Origin of the sequence: Amycolatopsis roodepoortensis (assembly GCF_024628825.1) — a bacterium.
Lineage (GTDB): Bacteria > Actinomycetota > Actinomycetes > Mycobacteriales > Pseudonocardiaceae > Amycolatopsis > Amycolatopsis roodepoortensis.
Genome location: NZ_CP102415.1, coordinates 8,762,325 through 8,783,292, shown reverse-complemented (window position 1 = coordinate 8,783,292; position 20,968 = coordinate 8,762,325). Strand labels below are relative to the sequence as shown.

The window sequence follows — 20,968 nt, the reverse complement described above, 5'->3', positions numbered from 1 at the left end:
CGGACTCAATGCCGGAAGGCTTCGGCGAGCCACCACGAGCCGCCGTCGTCGGCGATCTTGGCGTCGACGACGAGCGGCGCGTCCCTTGGTCCGTCGAGCCATTCCTTGACGGCGCCGAGATCCTCGACCGACCGCACGGTGACCCCGGCACAGCCGAAACCGCGGCCGATCGCCGCGATATCGGTGTCGGGGAACCTGACCGTGGTCATGTCCGCGTCGCCGAAATGGTGGATCTCGGCGCCGTACGCCGCGTCGTTGTAGACGATGACGACGAGCGGGATTTGGAGCCGTACGGCGGTTTCCAGTTCCGAGACGGCCATGTGGAACCCGCCGTCGCCGACGCCGAGCACCGGTAGCCTGTCCGGCCGCGCCAGCGCCGCGCCGATCGCCGTGCCGAGACCGAGCCCGATACTTTGGAACGCCTGGGTGAAGCAGAAACCGTTCTCGTCGGGAACGGACAGGTACGCACTCGGATAGCCCGTGAAGTTGCCGGAGTCGATCGAGACCACCCGTTCGGCCGGCAGGATCTCGTCGAGACGGCGGCTGAGCGTGCGCGGATCGATCCTCCCGCCGCCGGATAGGTCGTTATACGGCACGTCGTTCCATCTTGTGCCGGTTCGTTGCCTCTGGGCGTGGTGGCCACGTCTGTCGAGTTCGGCGCGAACGTCGACGGCCGTGCTGGTGACGTCGCCGACCACGCCCAGTTCGATCGGCCGGTGCGCGCCGAGCGCGGCCTGGTCGACGTCGACCTGGACCAGCCTCGCGTCCGGGCCGAGGAGCGTGCCGTGCCGGGTGGTCCACATGTTCAGCGCGCAGCCCCAGCCGATCACGAGGTCGGCGTCTTTGATGAGGTCCGCTGCCGATGGCGACGAAAAGCCGCCCGCGATCCCGATCGAGAAGGGATCGTCGTGGAAGAGGCCGTGCGCCACCGCCGAGGTCGCCAGCAGCGCGCCGGACACTTCCGCGAGCGCCTTGAGGGGTGTGGCACTCGCCCGGGCACCGCGACCGGCGATGAACACCGGCCGCCGCGCTTCGACAAGGAAGTCGGCCAGCTTCGCCACCGCCTCGGCGTCGGGCCGGACCGGCGCCGGACCGGGGACCTTCGGGATTCGGACCGCCTCGGGCGCTTCCTGGACTTGGACGTCGAGCGGCAGGTTGAGCAGGACCGTACGGCGCTGCTGCACCGCCGTCCGGTAGGCGCGGACGGTGTCGGCGACCGCGGTACGCGCGCCATGCACGCGTTCCGGAACGGCGCCGATGGCTGCCGCGAGCGCGTCCTGGTCCACCCGGAAGTTCGACAACACCGACGACGCCGCGGTATCGCCGGCCAGGACGATCATCGGTGTCCGGCTCTTGGCGGCCTCGGTGATCCCGGTGAGCGCGTTGGTCAGACCGCAGCCCTGATGGACACTCAGCACCGACACACGGCCGCTCATCCGCGCGTACGCGTCGGCCATACTCGCCGCGCCGCCCTCGTGCCGCGCCGCGACGAACCGCACCCCGCCGGAGCGCAATCCGTTGGTGGCCTCGAAATTGCCGCTGCCCACCACCCCGAACGCCGCGCCCACCCCGAGTTCCGCCAGCGTGCGGCCGACCAGCTCCGCGACGTTCATGCCCGTTCGACCAGCGCGTACACCCTGGCGGGGCTGCCGGAACCGCCGACGATCGGGAGTGGGCTGACGACCAGTAGCGATCCAGTGGGCGGCAGGCTCGCGAGGTTCCTCAACTGGGTCAGGCCGTGCTTTCCCGCGCCCAGAAGGAGTTCGTGGCAAGGGAAGGCAGGTTCCAGAGCCAGCGCCTGCCCCGCGTCGGTGCCCACGGTCTCCACCCCGAACCCGGTGATCGGCGCCTCCTCCGCGAGCCAGCGGGCGCACTCCGCCGAGACGCCCGGCGAATGCGGACCGTTCTCGTCGTTGTTGAGGAAGGCCTCCTGATCATGCGAACGGGCGTCCCAGCCCGTGCGGTAGAGCAGCCAGCCACCGTCGGGAAGCGGCCCGTTCACCCGCTCCCACTCACGGATGTCTTCTATGGAGAGCAGGAAGTCCGGGTCTTCGGCCGCGCGGGCCGTCGCGTCGAGCACCACGGCCGGGGCGACCAGCGTGCGCAACGGCACCTCGGAGACGTCGTGGCCGTCCTTTCCCGACACCCAGTGCACGGGAACGTCGAGGTGGGTGCCGGTGTGCTCGCCGGTGTGGATGTTGTTCCAGTACCAGCGCGGCCCGCGTTCGTCGTAGCGGCTGATCTCCTCCAGGCCGAACGGGATCGTGTTCGCGAACGGCTCCGGCAATTGGAGGATCGGGGTGCTCGCGCTCAGCGGGGCGGTGAGGTCGACGACCTCGATCGTGCCCGTGGTGATCGCGGTGTTCAGCTGGGCCAACAACGACATGCGTGCCTCCCGGATGGCTGCGGCGTCTTCGGTCACTTTAAGCGGATTTAGGGTTTGATGGCTGCCGGGGACGTCGCCGATACGCTGAGGAGGAGATCGATGGTCCAGGTGGCACTGCGGCCGGTCGAGGATCGTGACCTCGACACGTTGTTCGAGCTGATGCGTGACCCCGAGTCGGTCCGGATGGCCGCTTTCATCGCCAGGGACCCCGACGATCGCGAAGCCTTCGACCTGCACATGACGAGGTTGAGGAATTCACCGGATCTCATCCTGCGCGCGGTGACGGGTGACGGACGATTCCTCGGCACCATCGGCAGGTTCTTCGTGGACGGCGACGCCGAAATCACCTACTGGATCGACCGTTCGGTTTGGGGTCGGGGAATCGCCAGCCGAGCACTCGCGCTCTTTTTGGACATGGTCGAGGTCCGGCCTTTGTACGCGCGCGCCGCCAGCGACAATCTCGGGTCGCTTCGGGTCCTGCAGAAGGCGGGCTTCAGTGTCATCGGCACCGAGACGGCCTACGCGTCCGCCAGGGGTGCCGAGATCGAAGAAACCGTGCTGCGCCTTGGGTCACTGTCCGGCTCATGACATGGCGCTGCCGGTCTTCGCATTTCCCTTTCTTCTCAACAAGAGCGAGTTGTCCCATCTCGGCCACCACTAGAATACGAAACCGTTTCTGGAGCACTTTTCATATTCGCACACCTGTTCGATTTCTGGTAATCTTGCGGGGTGTCCAGTCAACGAATCCTCGAACCGCCGCACGAGTTGTGGCGTGCCGGTGCGCGCGAGCTCGCGCACGGTGTGGTCGAGCGGTTGTCGGTGGCACGACAGGCGTTGGCGGAGGCCGGGCAGTACCTGGTCGAGATCGAATCGCGCGGCCCGATGGAACTCTTCGGACACGGATCGACGGCGGGCTGGTTCGCCGAAACCGCCCGCATCACCCCGAAAGAAGCCAGCGACACCGTGACGCGAGCGCTGGCGGTAAACGAGGGCCGCAACCTCGACGGCACCCCCGCACCCGCCTTCGCGCCCATCGCCGGAGCCGCCGCCGCGGAAGGCGACCTCGGGCACCAGCAACTCGACCCGATCCTCGCCGTGCTGAAGAAAATCCCCGCCGAGGTGTCGGCCGAGGACCGGTCCGGCGCGGAACAGATCCTGGTGACCCTGGCCCGCCACGCCGGCCCCCAGGAGATCACCAACGTCGGCGCCGACCTGCTGGCGCACCTGGACCCCGACGGCAACGAACCCAAAGACGACGACCTCAAACCACCGTCACGTGAGGTCCATCTCCGGAAACGCGACGATGGCTGGTGGCGATTGAACGGCTTACTGGACCCCGAATTCGGCGCCCGGGTCAACGCCCTGTTCGACACCTGGGGACAACGAAGACCCATCGACGAAGACGGCAACCGCGACCCCCGCACCCCCGGCGAACGCCACGGCGACGCCTTGTTCGACGCCATCCACTACGCCATGACCAACGAGAAGGCGCCTACGTTGTCCGGGGACCGAACGACGGTGGTGGTCACCATCCCGCTGGAGACCCTGACCTCCGGACTCGGGTCCGCCTGCATCGACGAGGTCTCCCAGATCACCGCACGGCACGCGCGGATGCTCGCCTGCGACGCGAAAATCATCCCCGCCGTCCTCGGCTCCGACAGCGAACCCCTCGACATCGGCCGCGCCACCCGCAGCGTCACCCCCGCCCAACGCCGCGCCCTGAACCTCCGCGACCACGGCTGCGCCTTCCCCGGCTGCCACCGCAAACCCAAACACTGCGAAGCCCACCATATTTTGCCGTGGGGCCAACTCGGCGACACCGACCTGAACAACCTCTGCCTACTCTGCCGCTACCACCACATGGTCATCCACGGACAATCCGGCTGGAAAGTCCAAATCACCAACGGCCGACCCGAATTCATCCCACCCCAATACCTCGACCCGCTACAAACCCCACGCCGCAACCACCGCTGAAACCGAAGAGCCCGCCGCACCACCGGCGACGGGCCCTTCGGCATGCCCGCGTTCAGTCGAACGTCCTCCGACAGGCCCGCCAGCCGCTTCCCGAGGTCGACGGGCCGTCATGTGCGTTGTCGCGATAGATGACCCGAAACCGGCTAGGAACATTCGTACTGAGCGAGCCGATGATCCCCTTCCGGCCTTCCTGCTGTATCGCCGGCGGCGGACTGTCGATCACGTCGGACCCTTGGCACTCCGTCAGCGACGGTGTCCGTGCTTGGCACCGGAAGTCATCGCACCATTCGCGGATCTCAGCCCACCGCCGCGTCCGCTTGAAGTCATCACGCACCGCGACCCGGCTCAGTCCACCATCACCAAATCCAGCCCCACCAACCGTTCCCGATCCGCGATGACGTCGATCTCGCTGATCTTCCCGTCCACGAAGGCGAACGCGAGCACCACCGAAGGCCGTCCCTCGTCGGCCATCACGAGACCGATGCCGCCGTTCACCAGCGCGAGCTGAGTGACCGCCGCCCGCACCGAAGCCGCGGCCGCGCCACGAGCCACTACATTGGCGCCCCGCAGGAAGATCGGCTCGCGCGAGGGGCCTGCCGCCTTGTCGGCGCGGAGGACGACGTCGGGGTGCAGGAGTTCGAGGAGCGCCGCGAAGTCGCCGCCGCGGGCCGCGGTCAGGTAGGCGTCGACGACTTGGCGCCGTCGCGCGACGTCCGGTTCCGTAGCGACGGAACGGCCCTGGACGCGGCGCCGGGCGCGGCTCGCGAGTTGCCGGGCGGCGGCCGGGGTGCGGTCGATCAGCGGGGCGATCTCGTCGAACGGCACCGCGAACATGTCGTGCAGGACGAACGCGAGCCGTTCGGCCGGCGCGAGTGTGTCCAGGACGACCAGCATCGCCAGCCCGACCGAGTCGGCGAGCACCGCGTCGGCGGCGGGATCGGCCGCGGCGTCGATCGGTTCGGCGAGCCGGTCGTCGAGCGGTTCTTCCCGCCGGTGATCGCGCGAGCGCAGCACGTTCAGGCACACCCGCGCCACCACCGTGGTCAGCCAGCCACCGAGGTTCTCGATCTCCGCCGCGTCGGTGCGGTCGAGCCGCAGCCACGTCTCCTGGACGGCGTCTTCGGCCTCGCTGACCGAACCCAGCATCCGGTACGCCACCGCCCGCAGCCTGGTCCGGTGTTCCTCGAAACGTTCAGTCAGCCGATCCACGGCTCATATCTAACAACCACCGAGGTCGTCGGCGAACCGCACACCCGAGGACCGGTACGACGCGGCCCGTTCGGCGGCGGCCTGCGGCGTCAGCACCTCGTTCTTCGCGTAGTAGACCCAGTCGACCTGTTCGAGGTACGTGCTCGTGCCGCCGCTGTGCTGCGTGAGGTCGATGAACCACTGGTTGAAATTCAAGGACATGTTCTGCCGCGGGTACACGTCGAACGGCCCGCTGCGGTCGTGGTCGGCCACCAGCGTGCCGTCGATGTAGTACCGGACATGGCCGTCGGACACGGTCGCGACGACGGAATGCCAGCCGTCGATGCTGCGGCGCTGGCTGTCGCTCTTGTTCTCGGCGTACCACGGATCCGGCGTGTAGGTGTGCCAGCTGGTCTGGAAGTTCACCGGGCCCGCCTCGCCCCAGCCGCCGTTGGGCAGGTACTCCGAGAAGTCCAGCTCGCTGTAGATCGGGTCGTTGTCGTAGCGGAGCGGGCTGATGGTGAAGAACGTCTGGTTGATCCGGTCACCGTCCGGGCCCGACACCGGCGCGTCGGAGAAGCGGATCCGCGCCGCGTAGGTCCCCTCGAAGAACCGCCGGTCGGGTTGCATGATCTCGGTTTGCGTCGTCCCCGCGGGCGTGCCGTCGGTGGTGGAGGCGAGTTGCAGCACCTTGTCCCCGCCGAACGCCGGGAAGGTGATGCCCTCCGGAGCCCAGCGCGCCCCGCCGACGCCGGGGCCGCCGGCGCCGGAGCGCACCTGCCAGCCGTGCTGGGCGAGGAGCCCGTCGGTGTGGGAGCCGTAGTGGAAATCGTCGAACAGTGCCCCGCAAGCGGCCGCCCCGGCCGCGGCACCCGGCGCCACCGCCAGTGCGGCGACCGACAACACGGCGACGGCGGCAACGCGAAACTTCCCTGTGTTCGACATCGTCGTCTCCTTAACCACTGGTCAGTTTCTTTCCACCGTCACCCGGTGAAGTGGTAAAGTCAATAGGTCTAGACAACTTGTCCACCAGCCAATTCGCGCTGACCACTGGGTAGGCTGTGGTCATGCGGCGAACAGAGGTCAAGGACCGGCTACGCCAGCTCATCGAGCGGCGTCAGCCGGGCGAGGTCCTGCCGTCGGAGCGCGCGCTGAGCAGTGAAATCGGCGTCTCGCGTCCCACCCTGCGGGCCGCGATCGACGAGCTGGAGCGCGACGGCCTCGTGGTGCGCGAGCATGGCCGCGGCACCTTCACCGCGCCGCGCAAGATCTCCCAGGACCTCGTTCCCGCCACCGGCGGCGAGCAGTTCGCCCCGCCCGCCGAGGGCCACTGGACCAGCAGGGTGATCGAGTTCGCCACCACACCGGCGGGCGCCCGACTCGGCAAGCGGCTCGAGGTCTCGCCCGGCCACACGCTGGTCGCCGTCACCCGCGTCCGCGTCGTCGAAGAGGCGCCGATGGCGATCGAACGGATCCTGGTCCCCCGGGACCTCGTGCCGGACATCACGGCCGCGGGCTTCGAGTCCGGTTCGTTCTACGAGCTGCTCCGCTCACGGTACGAGGTCGTTCCCGCGACGGCCGTGCAGATCATCGAGCCGACGGTCACCGACGCCGACGAATCCGGGCTGCTCGGCGTCCCGCAGCACTCCCCCGCGCTGCTGTTCGAGCGCACCACGCGCGACGCGGGCGGCCGCGTGATCGAGTACACCCGCTCCATCTACCGGGGCGACCGCTACCGGATCACCTCGCATCTGAAGTTCGACCACACCTCCGGCTGACTCCGGCGCGCCGGGACCGTCCATCCGGGAGTCCGTGCGAGACTCCCGGGCGATGTACACCCCGTCCGATCTCGCCGACCTGCTCGAATGCGAGCACCGCAGCCTCCTGAACCAGGCGCTGGCCGCCGGCCTCCCGGGAGCGCCGCGGCCGGGTTCCGGGCCGGATCAGCTGGCGGTCACACACGGGCGCGCGCACGAGGCCGCGACGCTGGACAAGCTGCGCGGCGAGCGGAGCGCCGTCGTCGAGATCGACGAACGCGACCCGGCCGTCGCCGCGAAGGCCACCGAAGAGGCGCTACGGGCCGGTGCGCCGGTGATCTACCAGGCGGTCTTCCACGACGGCGAATTCTCCGGCCGCGCCGACTTTCTGATGCGGGACGACGAAGGCCGCTACGAGGTCTACGACACGAAGCTGGCCAGGCACGCGAAGCCCGCCGCGGTCGTCCAGCTGACCGCGTACGCCGACGCGCTGCGCCGGGCGGGCTGGCCCGCCGGCCCGCGGATGCATCTGCTGCTGGGCGACCACAGCACGCGTTCGTTCCGCGTCGACGACTTCCTCCCGCTGGTGGACCGGCTCCGCGCCCGATTGCGGAACCGGCCGCCGACGTTGCCGGTCCCGCTGTGGGCCGACGAGCGGCCGGCGTGCGGCGGCTGCTCCTACGCCGCGCACTGCGCGAGCGCCCGCGAGGCCGACCGCGATCTTTCACTGGTCGCGGGAATGCGCGGCGACCAGCGGCGCAAACTCGTCGCCGCGGGCCTCGGCACCATCGACGCGCTCGCGGCCGCCGCGCCGGAAGACCGGCCGCGCGACATCTCGGCGACGTCGTTCACCACGCTGCGCGCCCAGGCCGCGATCCAGGTCCGGCAGGACGCCACCGGGCAGATCGCCTACGAGGTCATCGATCCGGACGCGCTGGCCGAGCTCCCGCCGCCCGCGCCCGGAGACGTCTTCTTCGACATGGAAGGCGACCCGTACGCCTTGGCGGGCGAAGGGCTCGAATACCTCTTCGGCGCCGTGACCGCCGAAGAGGGCACGAAGTTCACGCCCTTCTGGGCGCACAACCGGTCGCAGGAGAAACGGGCCTTCGAGGAGTTCGTCGACTTCGCCACCGCGAGGCTCGCCGAGCATCCCGGCTCGCACGTCTACCACTACGCCCCGTACGAGGTCACCGCGATCAAGCGGCTCGCCGCCGTGCACGGAACCCGCGAGGACGCCGTCGACCATCTGCTGCGCAGCGGCGGCCTGGTGGACCTGTATTCGGTAGTGCGTAAGGCACTCCGGGTCTCGCAGCGGTCGTACTCGATCAAGTATCTCGAACCGCTCTACATGCCCGAAGCCCGCGACGGCGACGTCAAGACGGCGGTTTCGAGCATCGAGGCCTACGAGGAGTACCTGACGCTCACTGCCTCCGGCGAGACCGAACACGCGGACGAAGTTCTCCGCGGGATCAGCGACTACAACGAATACGACTGCGTCTCCACGCTGCGGCTCTTCGAATTCCTCCACAAAGTCCGCGTGGAGGAAGGGATCGCGCTCGCCGAGCCACCCGAAGAGTCCGATGTGGACGCTCTGCTCCGCCAGACCGAAGAGGACGTCGCCGCCCAGAAACGCGCCGAGCGCGCCGCGCAGCTGGCCGCGCTGGTCGATCCGCTGCTGGACGGGCTGCCCGACGATCCGGCCGAGTTCACCGGTGAGGATCGTGCCCGCGCGCTGCTGGCCGCGTCCGTCGGCTACCACCGCCGCGAGACGAACCCCGCGTGGTGGGAGTACTTCCGCCAGCTGGCCGCCCCGCTGGGCGATCTGGAGACCGACAACGCCTGCACCGTCCCGGTCTCGCTGGAAGCCGGGGAATGGGTGCCGCCGTCGGGCCGGGTCCGGAAGGCGAAGCGCTCGCTCGTGCTCCGCTGCGACCCGGACCGGCCACATCCCTTCGCCCCCGGCGACGACGTCCGCCTGCGATACGGAGCGGCCGCGCGGGACGCGAAGGTCGTCTCGGCCACCGCCGTCGAGCTGACCCTCGAAGAAAGCTGCCCGCCCGACGAGACCACCGCCGACCGGCCGGTCGCGGTGCTGCCCGGGAGCCCGGTCCGGCCCTCCCCCAAGGACGACGCGGTCGCGGATCTCGCCCGCCTCGTCGTCGACGGGTTGCCGACCCTGCCCGCCCATCCCGGCGTCGATCTGCTCCGGCGTGCGTCACCGCGGCTGCGCGACGACCGGGACCTGCCCGAACCCGGGACGGACCTGGTGAGCACGGTGATCGAGGCCGTCGAGGCGCTCGACGGTTCCACGCTCGCCGTCCAGGGCCCGCCCGGCGCGGGCAAGACGTACCTCGCGGGCAGGCTCATCGCGAAACTCGTGCGCGCGGGCAAGACGATCGCCGTCACCTCGACCAGCCACAAGGCCGTGGAGAACGTGCTGTCCGCCGCGCTCAAGAACGCGCCGGACCTGCCGTGCGCCAAACGCGCCAAGCGGACCCCGGATCCTGCCGCGCCGTGGGAGCAGCCGAAGACCAATCCCGCGCTGGTGAAATGGCGCGAGGAGCACGACACCGGCCATCTGGTCGGCGGGACGGCCTGGACGTTCGCGAATGCCGCGATCCGGGAAGAGCCCTTCGACCTGCTGATCATCGACGAGGCGGGCCAGTTCGCCCTCGCCGACGCGCTCGCGGTGTCGATGTGCGCCAAGAACCTCCTGCTGCTCGGCGATCCGCAGCAGCTGCCGCAGGTCGTGCAGGGGACGCATCCCGCGGGCGCCGAAGCTTCCGCGCTCGGGCACCTGATCGGCGAGGCGGACATCATCCCGGCCGAGCTCGGGTACTTCCTCGACGAGACCCGCCGCATGCATCCGGCCGTCTGCGCGCCGGTGTCGCGGCTGTCCTACGCGGGCCGCCTGCACTCGCATCCCTCGGCCGCCGAGCGGGCGATCGACGGGGTCGAGGCGGGCCTGTACCTCGCCGAGGTCGACCACCACGGCAACACGACCAGGTCGGTCGAGGAGGCCGAGGCGGTCACCGCCCTGGTCGCCGAACTCCACGGCCGCGCCTGGACCGATCACGGCGAGCCCCGGCCGCTCGGCGACGAGGACATCCTGGTCGTGGCGCCGTACAACCTGCAGGCCAGGGTCGTGGCCCGCGCGCTGGACGAGGCCGGGCACCCCGGCGTCCGGGTGGGCACCGTGGACCGGTTCCAGGGGCAGGAGGCGCCGGTGGTGATCACCACGATGACCTCGTCGTCGGCGGTCGATCTGCCACGTGGCCTGGACTTCCTGCTCTCCCGCAACCGGCTCAACGTGGCGCTCTCGCGGGCTCAGGCGCTCGCGATCGTGGTCTGCTCGCCGCGCCTGGTCGAAGCCGACATCCGCACCGTCGACCAGATGCGGCTGGTTTCGGGCATGCTCGGGTTGATGACCGAAGCCGTGCCGTGGCACGCAGGACGGAGTGGACGATGACCGAGAACAAACCGGACAAGGAAATCCTCGACGCCGAGATCGTCGAAGAGACCCCGACCGCGCCCGTCGAAGTCCCGGAGCCGGATTACAGCGAGGGCGGCGTGCCCTCGTTCGACCACGTGCGGGACCGCATCGAGCAGCGCTACACGACGTCGCTGGGCTCGACCGAGCTCGCCGGTCTCGGCGGCAAGGAAGACGTCGCTTCGCTCGACAAGAAGATCGCCGACCGAGACAAGGCCGCCAAGGACAAGCTGGCCGAGATCCGCCGCGCGATGCGGGAGCAGTGAGCTAACCCCAATGCGGTGAACCGGCCTTCACCGCGATGGCCCGCGCCTTCCGATGATGCTCGGCGGCCGCTTCTCGCCGGTCGAGGGCGGTGGCCAGCTCACCGAGGTAGTACGCGACCGGGCGGAGGGTGAGCATCCCGCTCCCGGCACCGGCGATCTCTCCTTCGGCGGGTAGGAGCTCGGCGTAGAGGCGTTCCATCGCCGTCCGGTCACCGAGTTCGATCGCGACGACGGCGTGCAGACAGGTGCGGGCCTCGAACAGCAGATCCCGTGGCGAATCCGGGATCGGGAGCACCGGGCGGCACCAGCTTTCGTAAGCGCCGTAGTCGTCCTCCAGCGCTTCGGGCGGCAAACCACGCTGGAGCCGGTCGCAATACAGCGCGAGCGCGAGGATCCCGTTGTCCACACCGGACATGGCGGTTCCCGCGAGACCCGCCGCCGCGGCGCGATAGGCGGCTTCCCCACCGGGGCCGGTCATCGCGATCCGCATCGCGCGATACCACCGGGTGAACACGCCGACGAGCGGAAGGCCGTAGCGCTCCCCGAGTTCGTCCGCCGCCGCGGCATGCCGGTCCGCGGCGGCGAAATCCGCGAGCGCGCTCTTCGCCTGCAGGAGCACGAGATGCCCGAGCACCTCGAACGTCACGAGCCCGTGCCGCGCGGCGAGGTCGACCAGTTCGGCCCCGATCGCGGCCCGCTCCGGAGCGAGACCGGCGCGGTCGAAGGACTGCAGGAACAGGGCGTTGAGCGCGAACGCCAGCAGAGCCGGATCTTCCAGCGTACGCGCGATCGCTTCAGCTTCCCGGGCCGCGTCACGTGCCCGCTGTCCGCCCGCGTTCCGCAGTTCGACAGCGAGGGTGGCCAGCAGGCGGCACCGCTCGGCCAGGCGTTCGGCGGGCAAGGCGGCGAGGGTGCGCTCGACGGTTTCCGCGATCCGCGAAGCGAGTTCCCGGTCGTCGCTTTCCGTCCAGCTGGCGGGGACGTCGAAGGCACCGATCACCCGCGCGGTCAGCAGCGGATCGTCCAGCTTTTCCGCCAGTCCCAACGCTTCGGCCCGATGCCGCCGCGACTGGCCGAGCCCGCCGGCGACGGCCGAAGCGCGGGCCTTGCCCATGATCAGCTCCAGCCGCTTCGCCGTGTCCGAGGCACCTGAGCGGTCGTACGCGGCTAGTGCAGCGTCCCAGAGTCGCGCCGCCTCCACTGGCGCGAAACGACTTTCGGCGCGTTCGGCGGCGGCCTGCGCGTACCGCGCGGCACGGTCGTCGTGCTCCTCCGACAGGAGGAAATGGTGCGCCAGGGTGTCGACGTCGTCCGGGCGGAGCTCTTCCAGCGCCTCGGCGATCTCGCCGTGTTCGCGGGCACGCCGCGAACGGGAGAGATCGTGGTAGAGCGTGTCCCGCACCAGCGCGTGCGCGAACCGGAACCGGCGCGGCGCCCGCTCGGTCAGGAATCCGCGCCGGACCGCGATCTCGGCCGCGTCGAGCGCGGTCTTCCCCACCAGGGCTTCGAGAACGTCCAGGTCGACGTCCGTCCCGATCACCGCCGCCCGCCGCACCACGCCGCCGACGTCACCCGGCAGCGCCTCCACCCGGTGCCGGACGACATCGCGCACCCCCGGCGGCACCGCGTCCAAGGCGGCCGAACCCTCGGTGGCCAGCAGGCGGGCGAGTTCACGGACGAAGAACGCGTTTCCGCCGGTGCGCCGATGCAGCACCGCGGCGGTTTCCGGGTCGATCTCTTCCCCCGTCGTGGCGCGGACCAGGCCCGCGACTTCGCTCTCGGGCAGGCCGCCGAGGTAGATCCGCGCCGGCTCGTGGCGGGCGGCCTTGGCGAGGAAGTCCGTCAGCCGGGCGGGCGGGTTTATGCCGCGATAGGTCGCGATGATCGACACCGGCTCGGCCAGCACGGAGGTCAGCAGCGCCAAGGTCTCTTCGCCCGCCCAGTGCAGGTCGTCGAGGACGAGCAGGAGCGGCGCCGCGCCGGACAGATGAGACGCGACGGCGCGATGCCACCGCCAGCGAGCGGCCAGTGGGTCTTCGGTCCCCGGCTCCGCCGTCGGCGCCGGGCCGTACCCGGCTTCGGCGAGTGTGGCCAGGATCCGGGTCCAGGCGTAGGCCGGTGGCGCGCCCTCGTCGTCGGGGTCGCTCCCCCAGGCCGTGGTCCATCCCCGCGCGGCGAGACGGGCGGAGAACGCTTCGGCGAGCGCGGTCTTCCCCACCCCGGCGTCGCCGGAGACGAGCACCAGCCGCGACCGCGTCACGGCTTCTTCGAGCTCGGCCAGCTCCGCGTCGCGTCCGACCAGCGGCCGCTCGGCGATCTCGGGCACGGACGGCTCCAGACGGGGCGCCTGCGCCAGGATGTCCGCCTCCAGGTCCCGCAGGCCGGCGCCGGGATCGATGCCGAGTTCGTCGGCGAGGTGTTCGCGCGTCGTGCGTAACACCGCCAGCGCGTCACCCTGCCTCCCGGAGCGGTACAGCGCGAGCGCCAGCAGCCGGGAACCGTTCTCCCGCAACGGATGTTCACGGACCAGCGGTTCCAGTCCCGGGACCGCCTCGGCGGCGCGTCCGAGCGCGAGGAGTGCCTCGGCACGGAGTTCTCCCGCCAGCGAACGGAGTTCGGTCAAGCGGGAGACTTCGCCGACGGCCCAGCCTTCCTCGGCGAACTCGGCGTACGCGGGACCACGCCAGAGCGCGAGCGCACTGTCCACTCGCGACAGTGCCGCGTCCGGCCGCCGGGCGTCGAGCAGTTCACGGGCCGCGGCGACCGCGTCCTCGAAGTCCCAAGCGTCGACGGAATCGGCGCGCAGGGCATAGCCGCGGGCGACCGTGACGAGCAGCCGCGCGGGCTCACGGGGCGCGCGATCCGGCTCCAGCGCCCGGCGCAGGGCACCGACGAACGTCTGCACGGCGCCGACCGCGCCCTCGGGCGGGCGTTCCCAGAGGTCGTCGACCAGGCGTTCCACCGGCACGACCCGGCCGCGGGCGATCAGCAGCCTGGCCAGCACCGCGCGGTGCCGAGGCCCCTTGAGCCCGACCTCGCCGCCGTCGTCCTCGGCCACGAGGGGGCCGAGCACCCCGAACCGCATCGTCACCTCCTCGCCTCGACGGTGATCATCGTGCCCCGGCCGCTCGGTCGCCGCTGACCGGGTGCTGATCCGGACCGGGGACGCTGACGGTCGTCACTGAACGACCAGGAAGGTACCCATGCGCATCACCGGATTCGACTACCAGCGGGTGCCCGTCGCGGACGGCGTGGCGGTCAACGTCGCCGTCGCCGGGACGGGCAGCCCGATCGTGCTCTTGCACGGTTTCCCCGAGACCCACTTCATGTGGCGGCACGTCGCGGCGGATCTGGCGGCCGACCACACCGTCCTCTGCCCTGACCTGCGAGGATACGGCGAAAGCGACAAGCCCGCCGACACCGGCGAGACCTACTCGAAGCGCTCGATGGCGGCCGACATCGTCGCCGTCGCGAAGGCCTTCGGTCACGACCGGTTCGCCCTCGCCGGGCACGACCGGGGCGCGCTGGTGGCGCTGCGCGCCGGGCTCGACCACCCGGACAAGGTGAGCCATCTCGCGATCCTCGACGTGCTGCCGACGCTGGACATGTGGGACGTCCTGCACGGCACCTCGGCCGCGGTGGGCTTCCACCTCTACCTGATGGCCCAGCCGCCCGGACTGCCCGAGCAGCTGATCGGCGCCGCGCCCGACGCGTTCTTCGGCCACTTCCTCGACGCGTGGACCCAGCACGGCGACGCGATCCCCGCCGACGTCCGGGCCGCGTATCTGGAGGCGTCACGGAACGCGGTGCCCTCGATCGTCGCCGACTACCGCGCGTCGGCGGGCATCGACGTCGAGCACGACCAGGCGGATCGTGCGGCGGGCAACCGGCTCACGATGCCGCTCACCGTGCTCCAGCAGGACTGGGGTGCCGCACTGGGCTACGACGCCGTCGCACTCTGGCAGGCGTGGGCGGCGGCTCTGGACCACCGGACGGTGAAGGCGGGGCACTTCATGGCCGAGGAATCACCGGCGGAGGTGGTGAAGGCACTGCGGGACCTGCTCACGCGGTCGGAATCGTTCTAAGGAGGGGTAAGGCAACGGTGGCAGGTTGCGAAAGCCACTTTCGCAACGTTGAAGGTTGCGAAAGTGGCTTTCGCAACGTCAGCGGTGCTGGGGAGCGCGAGAGGTCGCGAGCTGCCTGCCCACCGCACCCGAAACGCCGTGGCGCCTGCCAGGTCACGCACCGTATCGTCGCCGCATGTCCAGGCTCTTTCCGGTGGTGGAATCCTTGCCGCCCAGCTATTCGTCCTTCGAGCTATGGCCGTTTCGCGGCCACGACGGCGAGTGGATCCCCCTGCACCGCGAAATGCCCTCCGACGACGTCGGCGCGGTCATGCTCTCCCTGCTCGGGAACAGCATGAGCGACGAGCTCACCCAACCCGACCTCGAGACCGCGTTCGACGAGCTGGTGCGGCTCGAGACTCCCTTCCTCTCCGGCGGTCTCCTGCTCGAGGCCGATGGCATCATCGTGGCTCCGGGTTGCTGCTGCGACCTGACCGACTGGCCGGACTGGCACGGGCTGCCGGACGGGAACGGGCCCGACCTCGGGCATGGGCCGGGGACGATGTTCGAGTTCGACGGCGAGATCATCCGGTTCTGGCCGGACGTGGACGACGAGGACTGGGAGTTCCCCGCAGGACGGCGGCTGGAGATCCGGCGTCAGGACCTCCCCGGCCTCCTCCAGAGCGTGGATCAAGACCTCGTCGGGTTCATCGAAGCGCTCCGGGCATGGGTGCGGAACCTCGAGCCGTCCCGCGCGGATCGGGTCGTCGCCGCGGTGCGCGGCTACTTGCGCGTCGGAGAGTGCCCATCGGCCTGAGCCGAACGGCGCAATCCGGGCCACTGCCCGCGCCAATCCGGGTTTAACGCTCGTTACGACGGGTATCGGGAGTCGGCACGACGAACGAGGGGCCCGACATGACACCCACTGCCAAACGCGCGCACACCGTCGCCCGCGATCTCCTATCACTCACCAGATCGGGTGAAGCCGACCAGCTCGCCACCGCGCTGGTCTCCATCGCTTCCTCCACCCGGCGCGCACCGGCGCTCGGTGACGTCGTCGGACGGCTGGTCGACACGTTCTCCTTGGCGGCCAAGGATCGCCGCCGGTCGTTGCGGATCGGTGAACCGTTCACCCTGCGCCTGCGGGATCACGCGGGTATGACGGTGCGGCCGGACCGGCTCGACCCGGGCGTGGCCGCGATCGTCCGTGCGATCGCCGCGAGCGTCCGCGACGACCGGGACACCTGCGCCGACCAGATCGGCGAGGCCTGCGAGAACGCCGATCTCGACCAGCGGATCCGGGTTCTCGCGCACTGTCTGGTCTGGACCTCGGATCTCCTCAGCACCGACACCACCGCCTATCCCCCGGTGCTGTCCTGTTTCAAGGTCGCGCCCGCCGGTGTCCACAGTAGACATTGAGCGGTTCGGATGACTTCCGGCCCGTCGTGTGGACATCCCTCGCGGGGAACGGCAAGCTGGACAACCGCGCACGAAGTCCCGGCCCCCGATGACGGGCGCACCTTGGCGGCAGTTCCCCTGAACCAGGAGTGCAGACTTGGACGAGGTAGCGCCATCGACGGTCCCCGCGGATTCGCGTGCCGCGGCAACGGCGGGACGGCTGCCCAATCCGGACAGCCGGGTGGTCCGGGCGGCCGTGGCCGGTGACCCGGACGCGATCCGCGAGTTGAGCCGTTTCCTTTGCCCGCACGTGTTCCGCTACTGCGCGAGCAGGCTCGGAAGCGGCGGAACGGGCGCTTGCGACGCACAGGACTGCGCGCAGGAGGTATTGCAGGCGGTCCTGATCGCCTTGCCCCGCTACCGGTACCGCCCGGACCGGTTCCTCGCGTTCGTCCTCGGGATCGCCGGGCACAAGGTGGCCGATCTGCACCGCCGCCGCTCCCGCGAACCGGTCGCCTCCGTCCCGGAGATCGGGGACGGGCTGCCGTTCTGGGCCCGCCGCGACCCGGACGAGATCGAACGCCTGGAACACCGGCTGCAGGCCGGCGTCCTGCTCGCGAAGGTGCCGATGCCGCACCGGCAGGTGCTCGCGCTCCGGTTCGTGTTCGGGCTTTCGGCCGAGGAGACCGCCGAACGGCTCGGCCTGCCGAGCGCGGGAGCGGTCCGCGCGGCCCAGTTCCGCGCGCTCGCGCGGCTTCGTGTCCTGCTCACCGAGCGGAACGCCCGGTACGCGGCCGATGTCCCGATCATCGGACCAGCCGCCGAACCGGAGCTCGTCCCGGTATAGAACCGTCCACTTCGGACGATCGACTTCTTGTACGCGCCTTGTACGGGGATCCACCATCCTGTCCCCCTATTCGGGGAAACCACTGGAGGACAGCGATGAAGATCCGATCGAGGATCGCCAGAGGCATGACGGGCGCGATGGGCACGATCGCCCTCGCCGGGGCGATCATGCTCGGCGGCGCGGGTGAGGCGCTCGCGGCGACGGGCACGGTGAACACCGACTCCGGGGCGGCGGTGACCGTGCGGTCGAGCCCGAGCACCAGCGCGAGTTCGGTCGGCACCGTCGCGAGCGGCACCGCCGTCACGATCGACTGCCAGACGAACGGCTCGACCGTGACCGGGAAGTACGGCACGACCGACATCTGGGACTACGTGCCGTCGAAGGGCGGCTACATCAGCGACGCCTACGTCTACACCGGTTCGGACGGCCGGGTCGCCCCGGACTGCGCCGGCAGCACCCTCTCCTGCTCCACCGCCGGCACCGGCAACCCGCGGACCTGCGCCGAAGCCATCGCGTGGGCGAAGGCGCACGTGCACACCCACAACGACCCCGACTACTACCGCTGGTGCGACCGGATCAACGCGTGGGCCTACGGCTGGAACGCGAGCGGCTCGGAAACGGCCTACGTCCACTGGACCCAGATCCCCGGTTCGTTCAAGCACCCCGGTGACACCCAGGTCCCCGCGGGCGGGCTCGCCTTCTTCAGCAACGGCGGCACCGGGCACGCGATGTTCTCCATCGGCGGCGGCAAGTTCCTGTCGAACGACATCCACGGCCCCGGCAGCTTCACCGAGACCACCATCGCGGAGATCAAGAACGCGTGGGGTTACACCTATCTCGGCTGGTCGCAGCCGTGGTTCAAGATCAACCACTGATCGCGCGAGTGGCCTCGAAACGCTGCCGGACGAAGGGGTCCTCGTCCGGCAGCGTTTCCTCCGCCCGCCACGAGAAGCTCTCGCCGGTCAGCTCGGAGAAGATCCACCGGCGCCGGACGCCGTCGGTATCGGCTTCGATCTCGAAGCCGTCCTCGGTCGGCTTGCCGAGGAACGGGATCACCCAGCCGTTGCCGGGGCCGAGCCAGGTCGAGCGGAAGGCGTCGACCCTTTCGTCGTAGAAGCGCAGGCTCATCCCCCACTCCCCGTCCGCCCCGTCACGCCGGCTCGCCCTGGCGGGGCTGATCCACACGTCGGCCAGCGCGCGGCCGTCGAGCGCCCAGCCGAAATGCCATTCCCCGTCGACGGTCCGCACGGTCCCGTCCTCGGCGTAGTTGTGCACCACGAGGTCCCAGCTGCCGATCAGCGGCTCGAACACGGCCAGCCGTCCGGCGAGTTCGGGACGCGGCCCCGGGGCGGTGAAGACGGCGGCGATCCGTTCCATGACGTCCATCCGGCCAGGATGGCCATTTGACAGTATGCTGTCAAATATGACCGACCTCGTCCACGACTACCGGCTGCTGATCGCCGACGTCTACGAACTGGCGGGACTGAGCCGCCGGATCAGCGAGCGGGAGGCCGCCGGGCAGGGTACGACGGTCGCCCGCTGGCACGTGCTCAGCACGGTTTCCGAAGAACCGCTCGCCGTTCCCGCCATCGCGCGACGGCTCGGCCAGGTCCGCCAGGCCGTGCAACGCGTCGCGGACGACCTCACCGAGGCCGGCCAGCTTCGCGCGGAACCGAATCCGGCCCATCGCCGCTCGCCCCTGTACGCCATCACGCCCGAGGGCACACGGCTGCTGGAGCGGCTGTGGGACGCGAGCGGATCCCGGCGGCGCGACCTGCTCGCCGACAGCGGCGTGACCCCCGATGAGCTGCGGCAAGCCCGTGACACCCTGCGCAGGTTGTCAGCCGCGCTCAGCTCGTGAAACCGCCCTTTCGTCGCATCGTGATAAAAAGCGGCCACGGATGCGGGTTAGAGTTGACGGATGGGCACCGAAGCTCTCGCTACTCCCGCACCCCGGGAGCAGCGTGTGCTCATGCAGGCGATGCTCACCCGGCTGCCCGAGTTCAGTGACCGCCTCGCCCAGCTCCTCAGCGACGAGGACGAGTTCTATCACCAGGTCGACAGCACCGCGCCGGACGAGTTGCGCAAGGTCTGCCGGGCCAATCTCGAACGGGCGCTGACCGCGCTCGTCGAGGGCCGCGGGCTTCCGCTCGACGCGGCCCGCAAGACGGGGCTGGCGCAGGCCAGGCAGGGTATCCCGCTGCCGTCCGTGCTCCGCGCGTTCCGGATCGGCGGGATCTTCGTCTACGAGCGCCTGCTGGAACTGGCGGGCCCCGGCTTCATCAACCCCGCCCGCACGGTGGAGATCAACTCCAACGTGTGGAAGACCATCGACCTCTACTCCGACGCGCTGACCACCGCGTACAGCGAGGTCGCCGCCGAACTCTCCCAGGAGAAGCTCGCCCTGCTGGACGGCCTGCTGCACGGCCGGTTCGACACCCAGAGCGAACTCGAGAACGCCGCCAAGGAACTCGATCTCCCGGCGGCGGGCACGTTCGTCGCCGTCGTGACCGAGTCCGTCGACCCGGACGAACGCCCGGGCGTCGAGGCCCTGCTGCGAGCACGCCGCTGGAAGTCGGCCTGGCGGCCCGGCGCCGAGGTCGGCCTGGTCGTGATCGACCGCGTCGAGGACGTCCGGCGGCTGCGCGACGTACTGGGCACCCTGCCGCTGGCGGTGGGGATGAGCAGGCCGTTCAACGGATTCCTCGAGGTACCGGATGCGGTCCACCGAGCCCGGATAGCCCGCCGCTCGCTGACCACCGGCGCCGCCGGTGTCGCCGTCTTCGGTGACTCCCCGGTCACCACCCTGGTCGCGAGCGCGCCGGAGATGTCGCGGGACGTCCTGCGTTCGGTGCTCACCGGAGTCCTGGTGCTGCCCAAGGCCGAGCGGCAGGTCCTGCTCGACACGCTGGTCGCGTGGTTCGCCGGGCACGGCTCGGCCAAGGAGGCCGCGGACCGGCTGATCGTCCACCCGAACACGGTCCGGTACCGGCTGCGCCGCGTGCAGGAACTGACCAGACGCGACCTGTCCGACCCGGTCGACGTAGGCGAGCTCTATGTCGCACTGGAGGCGGTCCGGCTGGCGGACGCTTAGGCTCTTCTGTCCGGCGCCATGTCGGCGTCGATGATCCTCGCGAGGTCCAGCAGCGTGTGCCCGAGACCGGGCCGCGCGGTGAGCCGCACCGCGAGGGTCCGGCCGCGCGCGGTCGTGGCGACCGGCAGGGTCACCTCGGGATTCGCCGACCTCGTCCATTGTGGACGTCTTCCGGCCGCGGACAGGACGATGTCGGGATGCGGGGACCGCCGCCCGGGCCGCCACCGTGATCTCCTGGCGTCGAGATCGCGGATCACGTTGCCGTGCAACGAAAGCAGCGCCGCGACATCGGCGACGGCGTCGCGGAGCTCGACGTCGGTGATCGAATCCGAGTAGGCGCCGATGTCCAGCGCGCGGGGATCGTTCGGGTCCTGCGGCACAGAGTTCCTTTCCACGCACCGGAAGTCGTCCGATGGTGGTCCCGCTCACGTTGTTCCCGGGAACAAACATGTTTGGCTGCCTGCGCCGAATGGCGGCGCGCGTACCGCCTTCCGGTCGCACGGC

Annotated in this window: 19 protein-coding genes; 12 read left to right on the top strand and 7 right to left on the bottom strand. The window is 70.1% G+C overall.

Features of this window, described 5'->3' with window-relative positions; all coding sequences use genetic code 11:
- Positions 1-5: 5 nt before the first annotated feature.
- Positions 6-1,613 (bottom strand): thiamine pyrophosphate-binding protein, encoded by a 1,608-nt coding sequence (locus NQK81_RS42160; RefSeq protein ID WP_257485953.1) that lies wholly within the window; start codon positions 1,611-1,613, stop codon positions 6-8.
- A complete protein-coding gene (locus NQK81_RS42155) occupies positions 1,610-2,386 on the bottom strand; it encodes a cyclase family protein (protein ID WP_126737660.1) in 777 nt (258 codons plus the stop codon). The genes NQK81_RS42160 and NQK81_RS42155 overlap by 4 nt, the downstream gene beginning before the upstream one ends.
- A 99-nt stretch (positions 2,387-2,485) precedes the next feature.
- Between NQK81_RS42155 and NQK81_RS42150 the strand changes: the two genes are divergently transcribed.
- Positions 2,486-2,974 carry a GNAT family N-acetyltransferase gene (locus tag NQK81_RS42150; RefSeq protein ID WP_257485952.1) on the top strand — a complete coding sequence of 163 codons (489 nt, stop codon included), beginning with the start codon at positions 2,486-2,488 and terminating at the stop codon, positions 2,972-2,974.
- Positions 2,975-3,115: 141 nt separating this feature from the next.
- Positions 3,116-4,360: an HNH endonuclease signature motif containing protein gene (locus NQK81_RS42145; protein WP_257485951.1), complete on the top strand. Its 1,245-nt coding sequence runs from the start codon at positions 3,116-3,118 to the stop codon at positions 4,358-4,360.
- A 345-nt stretch (positions 4,361-4,705) separates the two neighbouring features.
- Here the strand turns inward: NQK81_RS42145 and NQK81_RS42140 are convergent, their stop codons facing one another.
- Both NQK81_RS42140 and NQK81_RS42135 read right to left on the bottom strand, forming a co-directional pair.
- The gene (locus NQK81_RS42140; RefSeq protein WP_257485950.1) at positions 4,706-5,569 is read right to left on the bottom strand and encodes a sigma-70 family RNA polymerase sigma factor; all 864 of its coding nucleotides are present in this window, start codon (positions 5,567-5,569) and stop codon (positions 4,706-4,708) included.
- Between the two features lie 9 nt (positions 5,570-5,578).
- Complete coding sequence (locus NQK81_RS42135) at positions 5,579-6,493, bottom strand: glycoside hydrolase family 16 protein (RefSeq protein ID WP_257485949.1); 915 nt, start codon at positions 6,491-6,493, stop codon at positions 5,579-5,581.
- Between the two features lie 122 nt (positions 6,494-6,615).
- On the opposite strand from NQK81_RS42135, the gene NQK81_RS42130 reads away from it, so the two are divergent.
- The 3 genes from NQK81_RS42130 to NQK81_RS42120 are packed head-to-tail and all read left to right on the top strand — an operon-like array spanning position 6,616 to position 11,061.
- Complete coding sequence (locus tag NQK81_RS42130) at positions 6,616-7,326, top strand: GntR family transcriptional regulator (RefSeq protein WP_257485948.1); 711 nt, start codon at positions 6,616-6,618, stop codon at positions 7,324-7,326.
- 52 nt (positions 7,327-7,378) lie between these two features.
- Complete coding sequence (locus NQK81_RS42125) at positions 7,379-10,774, top strand: TM0106 family RecB-like putative nuclease (RefSeq protein WP_257485947.1); 3,396 nt, start codon at positions 7,379-7,381, stop codon at positions 10,772-10,774.
- Positions 10,771-11,061 (top strand): hypothetical protein, encoded by a 291-nt coding sequence (locus tag NQK81_RS42120; protein ID WP_125684924.1) that lies wholly within the window; start codon positions 10,771-10,773, stop codon positions 11,059-11,061. Before NQK81_RS42125 ends, NQK81_RS42120 begins: the two co-directional genes overlap by 4 nt.
- A gap of 1 nt (position 11,062) precedes the next feature.
- On the opposite strand, the gene NQK81_RS42115 is transcribed toward NQK81_RS42120, so the two are convergent.
- Positions 11,063-14,146, bottom strand: coding sequence for an ATP-binding protein (locus NQK81_RS42115; RefSeq protein WP_257485946.1), 3,084 nt, complete (start codon positions 14,144-14,146; stop codon positions 11,063-11,065).
- Positions 14,147-14,264: 118 nt separating this feature from the next.
- Here NQK81_RS42115 and NQK81_RS42110 point away from each other — a divergent pair, with 118 nt between their 5' ends.
- The 5 genes from NQK81_RS42110 to NQK81_RS42090 all read left to right on the top strand — a co-directional run bounded on the left by NQK81_RS42110 (position 14,265) and on the right by NQK81_RS42090 (position 18,245).
- Positions 14,265-15,146 (top strand): alpha/beta hydrolase, encoded by an 882-nt coding sequence (locus NQK81_RS42110; RefSeq protein ID WP_257485945.1) that lies wholly within the window; start codon positions 14,265-14,267, stop codon positions 15,144-15,146.
- A 175-nt stretch (positions 15,147-15,321) separates the two neighbouring features.
- Complete coding sequence (locus tag NQK81_RS42105) at positions 15,322-15,942, top strand: hypothetical protein (protein WP_257485944.1); 621 nt, start codon at positions 15,322-15,324, stop codon at positions 15,940-15,942.
- Between the two features lie 98 nt (positions 15,943-16,040).
- Complete coding sequence (locus NQK81_RS42100) at positions 16,041-16,544, top strand: hypothetical protein (protein WP_257485943.1); 504 nt, start codon at positions 16,041-16,043, stop codon at positions 16,542-16,544.
- Between the two features lie 136 nt (positions 16,545-16,680).
- On the top strand, positions 16,681-17,370 hold the full coding sequence (locus NQK81_RS42095; protein WP_257485942.1) for a sigma-70 family RNA polymerase sigma factor: 690 nt from the start codon (positions 16,681-16,683) through the stop codon (positions 17,368-17,370).
- 95 nt (positions 17,371-17,465) lie between these two features.
- Positions 17,466-18,245 carry an SH3 domain-containing protein gene (locus tag NQK81_RS42090; protein WP_126736796.1) on the top strand — a complete coding sequence of 260 codons (780 nt, stop codon included), beginning with the start codon at positions 17,466-17,468 and terminating at the stop codon, positions 18,243-18,245.
- On the opposite strand, the gene NQK81_RS42085 is transcribed toward NQK81_RS42090, so the two are convergent.
- Positions 18,235-18,756: a hypothetical protein gene (locus NQK81_RS42085; protein WP_257485941.1), complete on the bottom strand. Its 522-nt coding sequence runs from the start codon at positions 18,754-18,756 to the stop codon at positions 18,235-18,237. The two genes, NQK81_RS42090 and NQK81_RS42085, sit on opposite strands and share 11 nt — an antisense overlap.
- 37 nt (positions 18,757-18,793) lie before the next feature.
- On the opposite strand from NQK81_RS42085, the gene NQK81_RS42080 reads away from it, so the two are divergent.
- Together NQK81_RS42080 and NQK81_RS42075 are read left to right on the top strand one after the other, a co-directional pair.
- Entirely contained in the window at positions 18,794-19,231 is a 438-nt protein-coding gene (locus NQK81_RS42080) for a MarR family winged helix-turn-helix transcriptional regulator (protein ID WP_257485940.1), read from the top strand.
- Positions 19,232-19,291: 60 nt separating this feature from the next.
- The gene (locus tag NQK81_RS42075) at positions 19,292-20,464 is read left to right on the top strand and encodes a PucR family transcriptional regulator (protein WP_257485939.1); all 1,173 of its coding nucleotides are present in this window, start codon (positions 19,292-19,294) and stop codon (positions 20,462-20,464) included.
- On the opposite strand, the gene NQK81_RS42070 is transcribed toward NQK81_RS42075, so the two are convergent.
- Positions 20,461-20,844, bottom strand: a complete 384-nt coding sequence (locus NQK81_RS42070; protein ID WP_192741733.1) for a hypothetical protein — start codon at positions 20,842-20,844, stop codon at positions 20,461-20,463. The two genes, NQK81_RS42075 and NQK81_RS42070, sit on opposite strands and share 4 nt — an antisense overlap.
- Positions 20,845-20,968 lie beyond the last annotated feature (124 nt).

What these genes read in the sequence shown, in the direction of transcription:
- NQK81_RS42160 (WP_257485953.1), bottom strand. Translation starts at nt 1,613, where the DNA reads ATGAACGTCGCGGAGCTGGTCGGCCGCACGCTGGCGGAACTCGGGGTG.
- NQK81_RS42155 (WP_126737660.1), bottom strand. Translation starts at nt 2,386, where the DNA reads ATGTCGTTGTTGGCCCAGCTGAACACCGCGATCACCACGGGCACGATC.
- NQK81_RS42150 (WP_257485952.1), top strand. Translation starts at nt 2,486, where the DNA reads ATGGTCCAGGTGGCACTGCGGCCGGTCGAGGATCGTGACCTCGACACG.
- NQK81_RS42135 (WP_257485949.1), bottom strand. Translation starts at nt 6,493, where the DNA reads ATGTCGAACACAGGGAAGTTTCGCGTTGCCGCCGTCGCCGTGTTGTCG.
- NQK81_RS42130 (WP_257485948.1), top strand. Translation starts at nt 6,616, where the DNA reads ATGCGGCGAACAGAGGTCAAGGACCGGCTACGCCAGCTCATCGAGCGG.
- NQK81_RS42125 (WP_257485947.1), top strand. Translation starts at nt 7,379, where the DNA reads ATGTACACCCCGTCCGATCTCGCCGACCTGCTCGAATGCGAGCACCGC.
- NQK81_RS42120 (WP_125684924.1), top strand. Translation starts at nt 10,771, where the DNA reads ATGACCGAGAACAAACCGGACAAGGAAATCCTCGACGCCGAGATCGTC.
- NQK81_RS42115 (WP_257485946.1), bottom strand. Translation starts at nt 14,146, where the DNA reads ATGCGGTTCGGGGTGCTCGGCCCCCTCGTGGCCGAGGACGACGGCGGC.
- NQK81_RS42110 (WP_257485945.1), top strand. Translation starts at nt 14,265, where the DNA reads ATGCGCATCACCGGATTCGACTACCAGCGGGTGCCCGTCGCGGACGGC.
- NQK81_RS42105 (WP_257485944.1), top strand. Translation starts at nt 15,322, where the DNA reads ATGTCCAGGCTCTTTCCGGTGGTGGAATCCTTGCCGCCCAGCTATTCG.
- NQK81_RS42100 (WP_257485943.1), top strand. Translation starts at nt 16,041, where the DNA reads ATGACACCCACTGCCAAACGCGCGCACACCGTCGCCCGCGATCTCCTA.
- NQK81_RS42090 (WP_126736796.1), top strand. Translation starts at nt 17,466, where the DNA reads ATGAAGATCCGATCGAGGATCGCCAGAGGCATGACGGGCGCGATGGGC.
- NQK81_RS42085 (WP_257485941.1), bottom strand. Translation starts at nt 18,756, where the DNA reads ATGGACGTCATGGAACGGATCGCCGCCGTCTTCACCGCCCCGGGGCCG.
- NQK81_RS42080 (WP_257485940.1), top strand. Translation starts at nt 18,794, where the DNA reads ATGACCGACCTCGTCCACGACTACCGGCTGCTGATCGCCGACGTCTAC.
- NQK81_RS42075 (WP_257485939.1), top strand. Translation starts at nt 19,292, where the DNA reads ATGGGCACCGAAGCTCTCGCTACTCCCGCACCCCGGGAGCAGCGTGTG.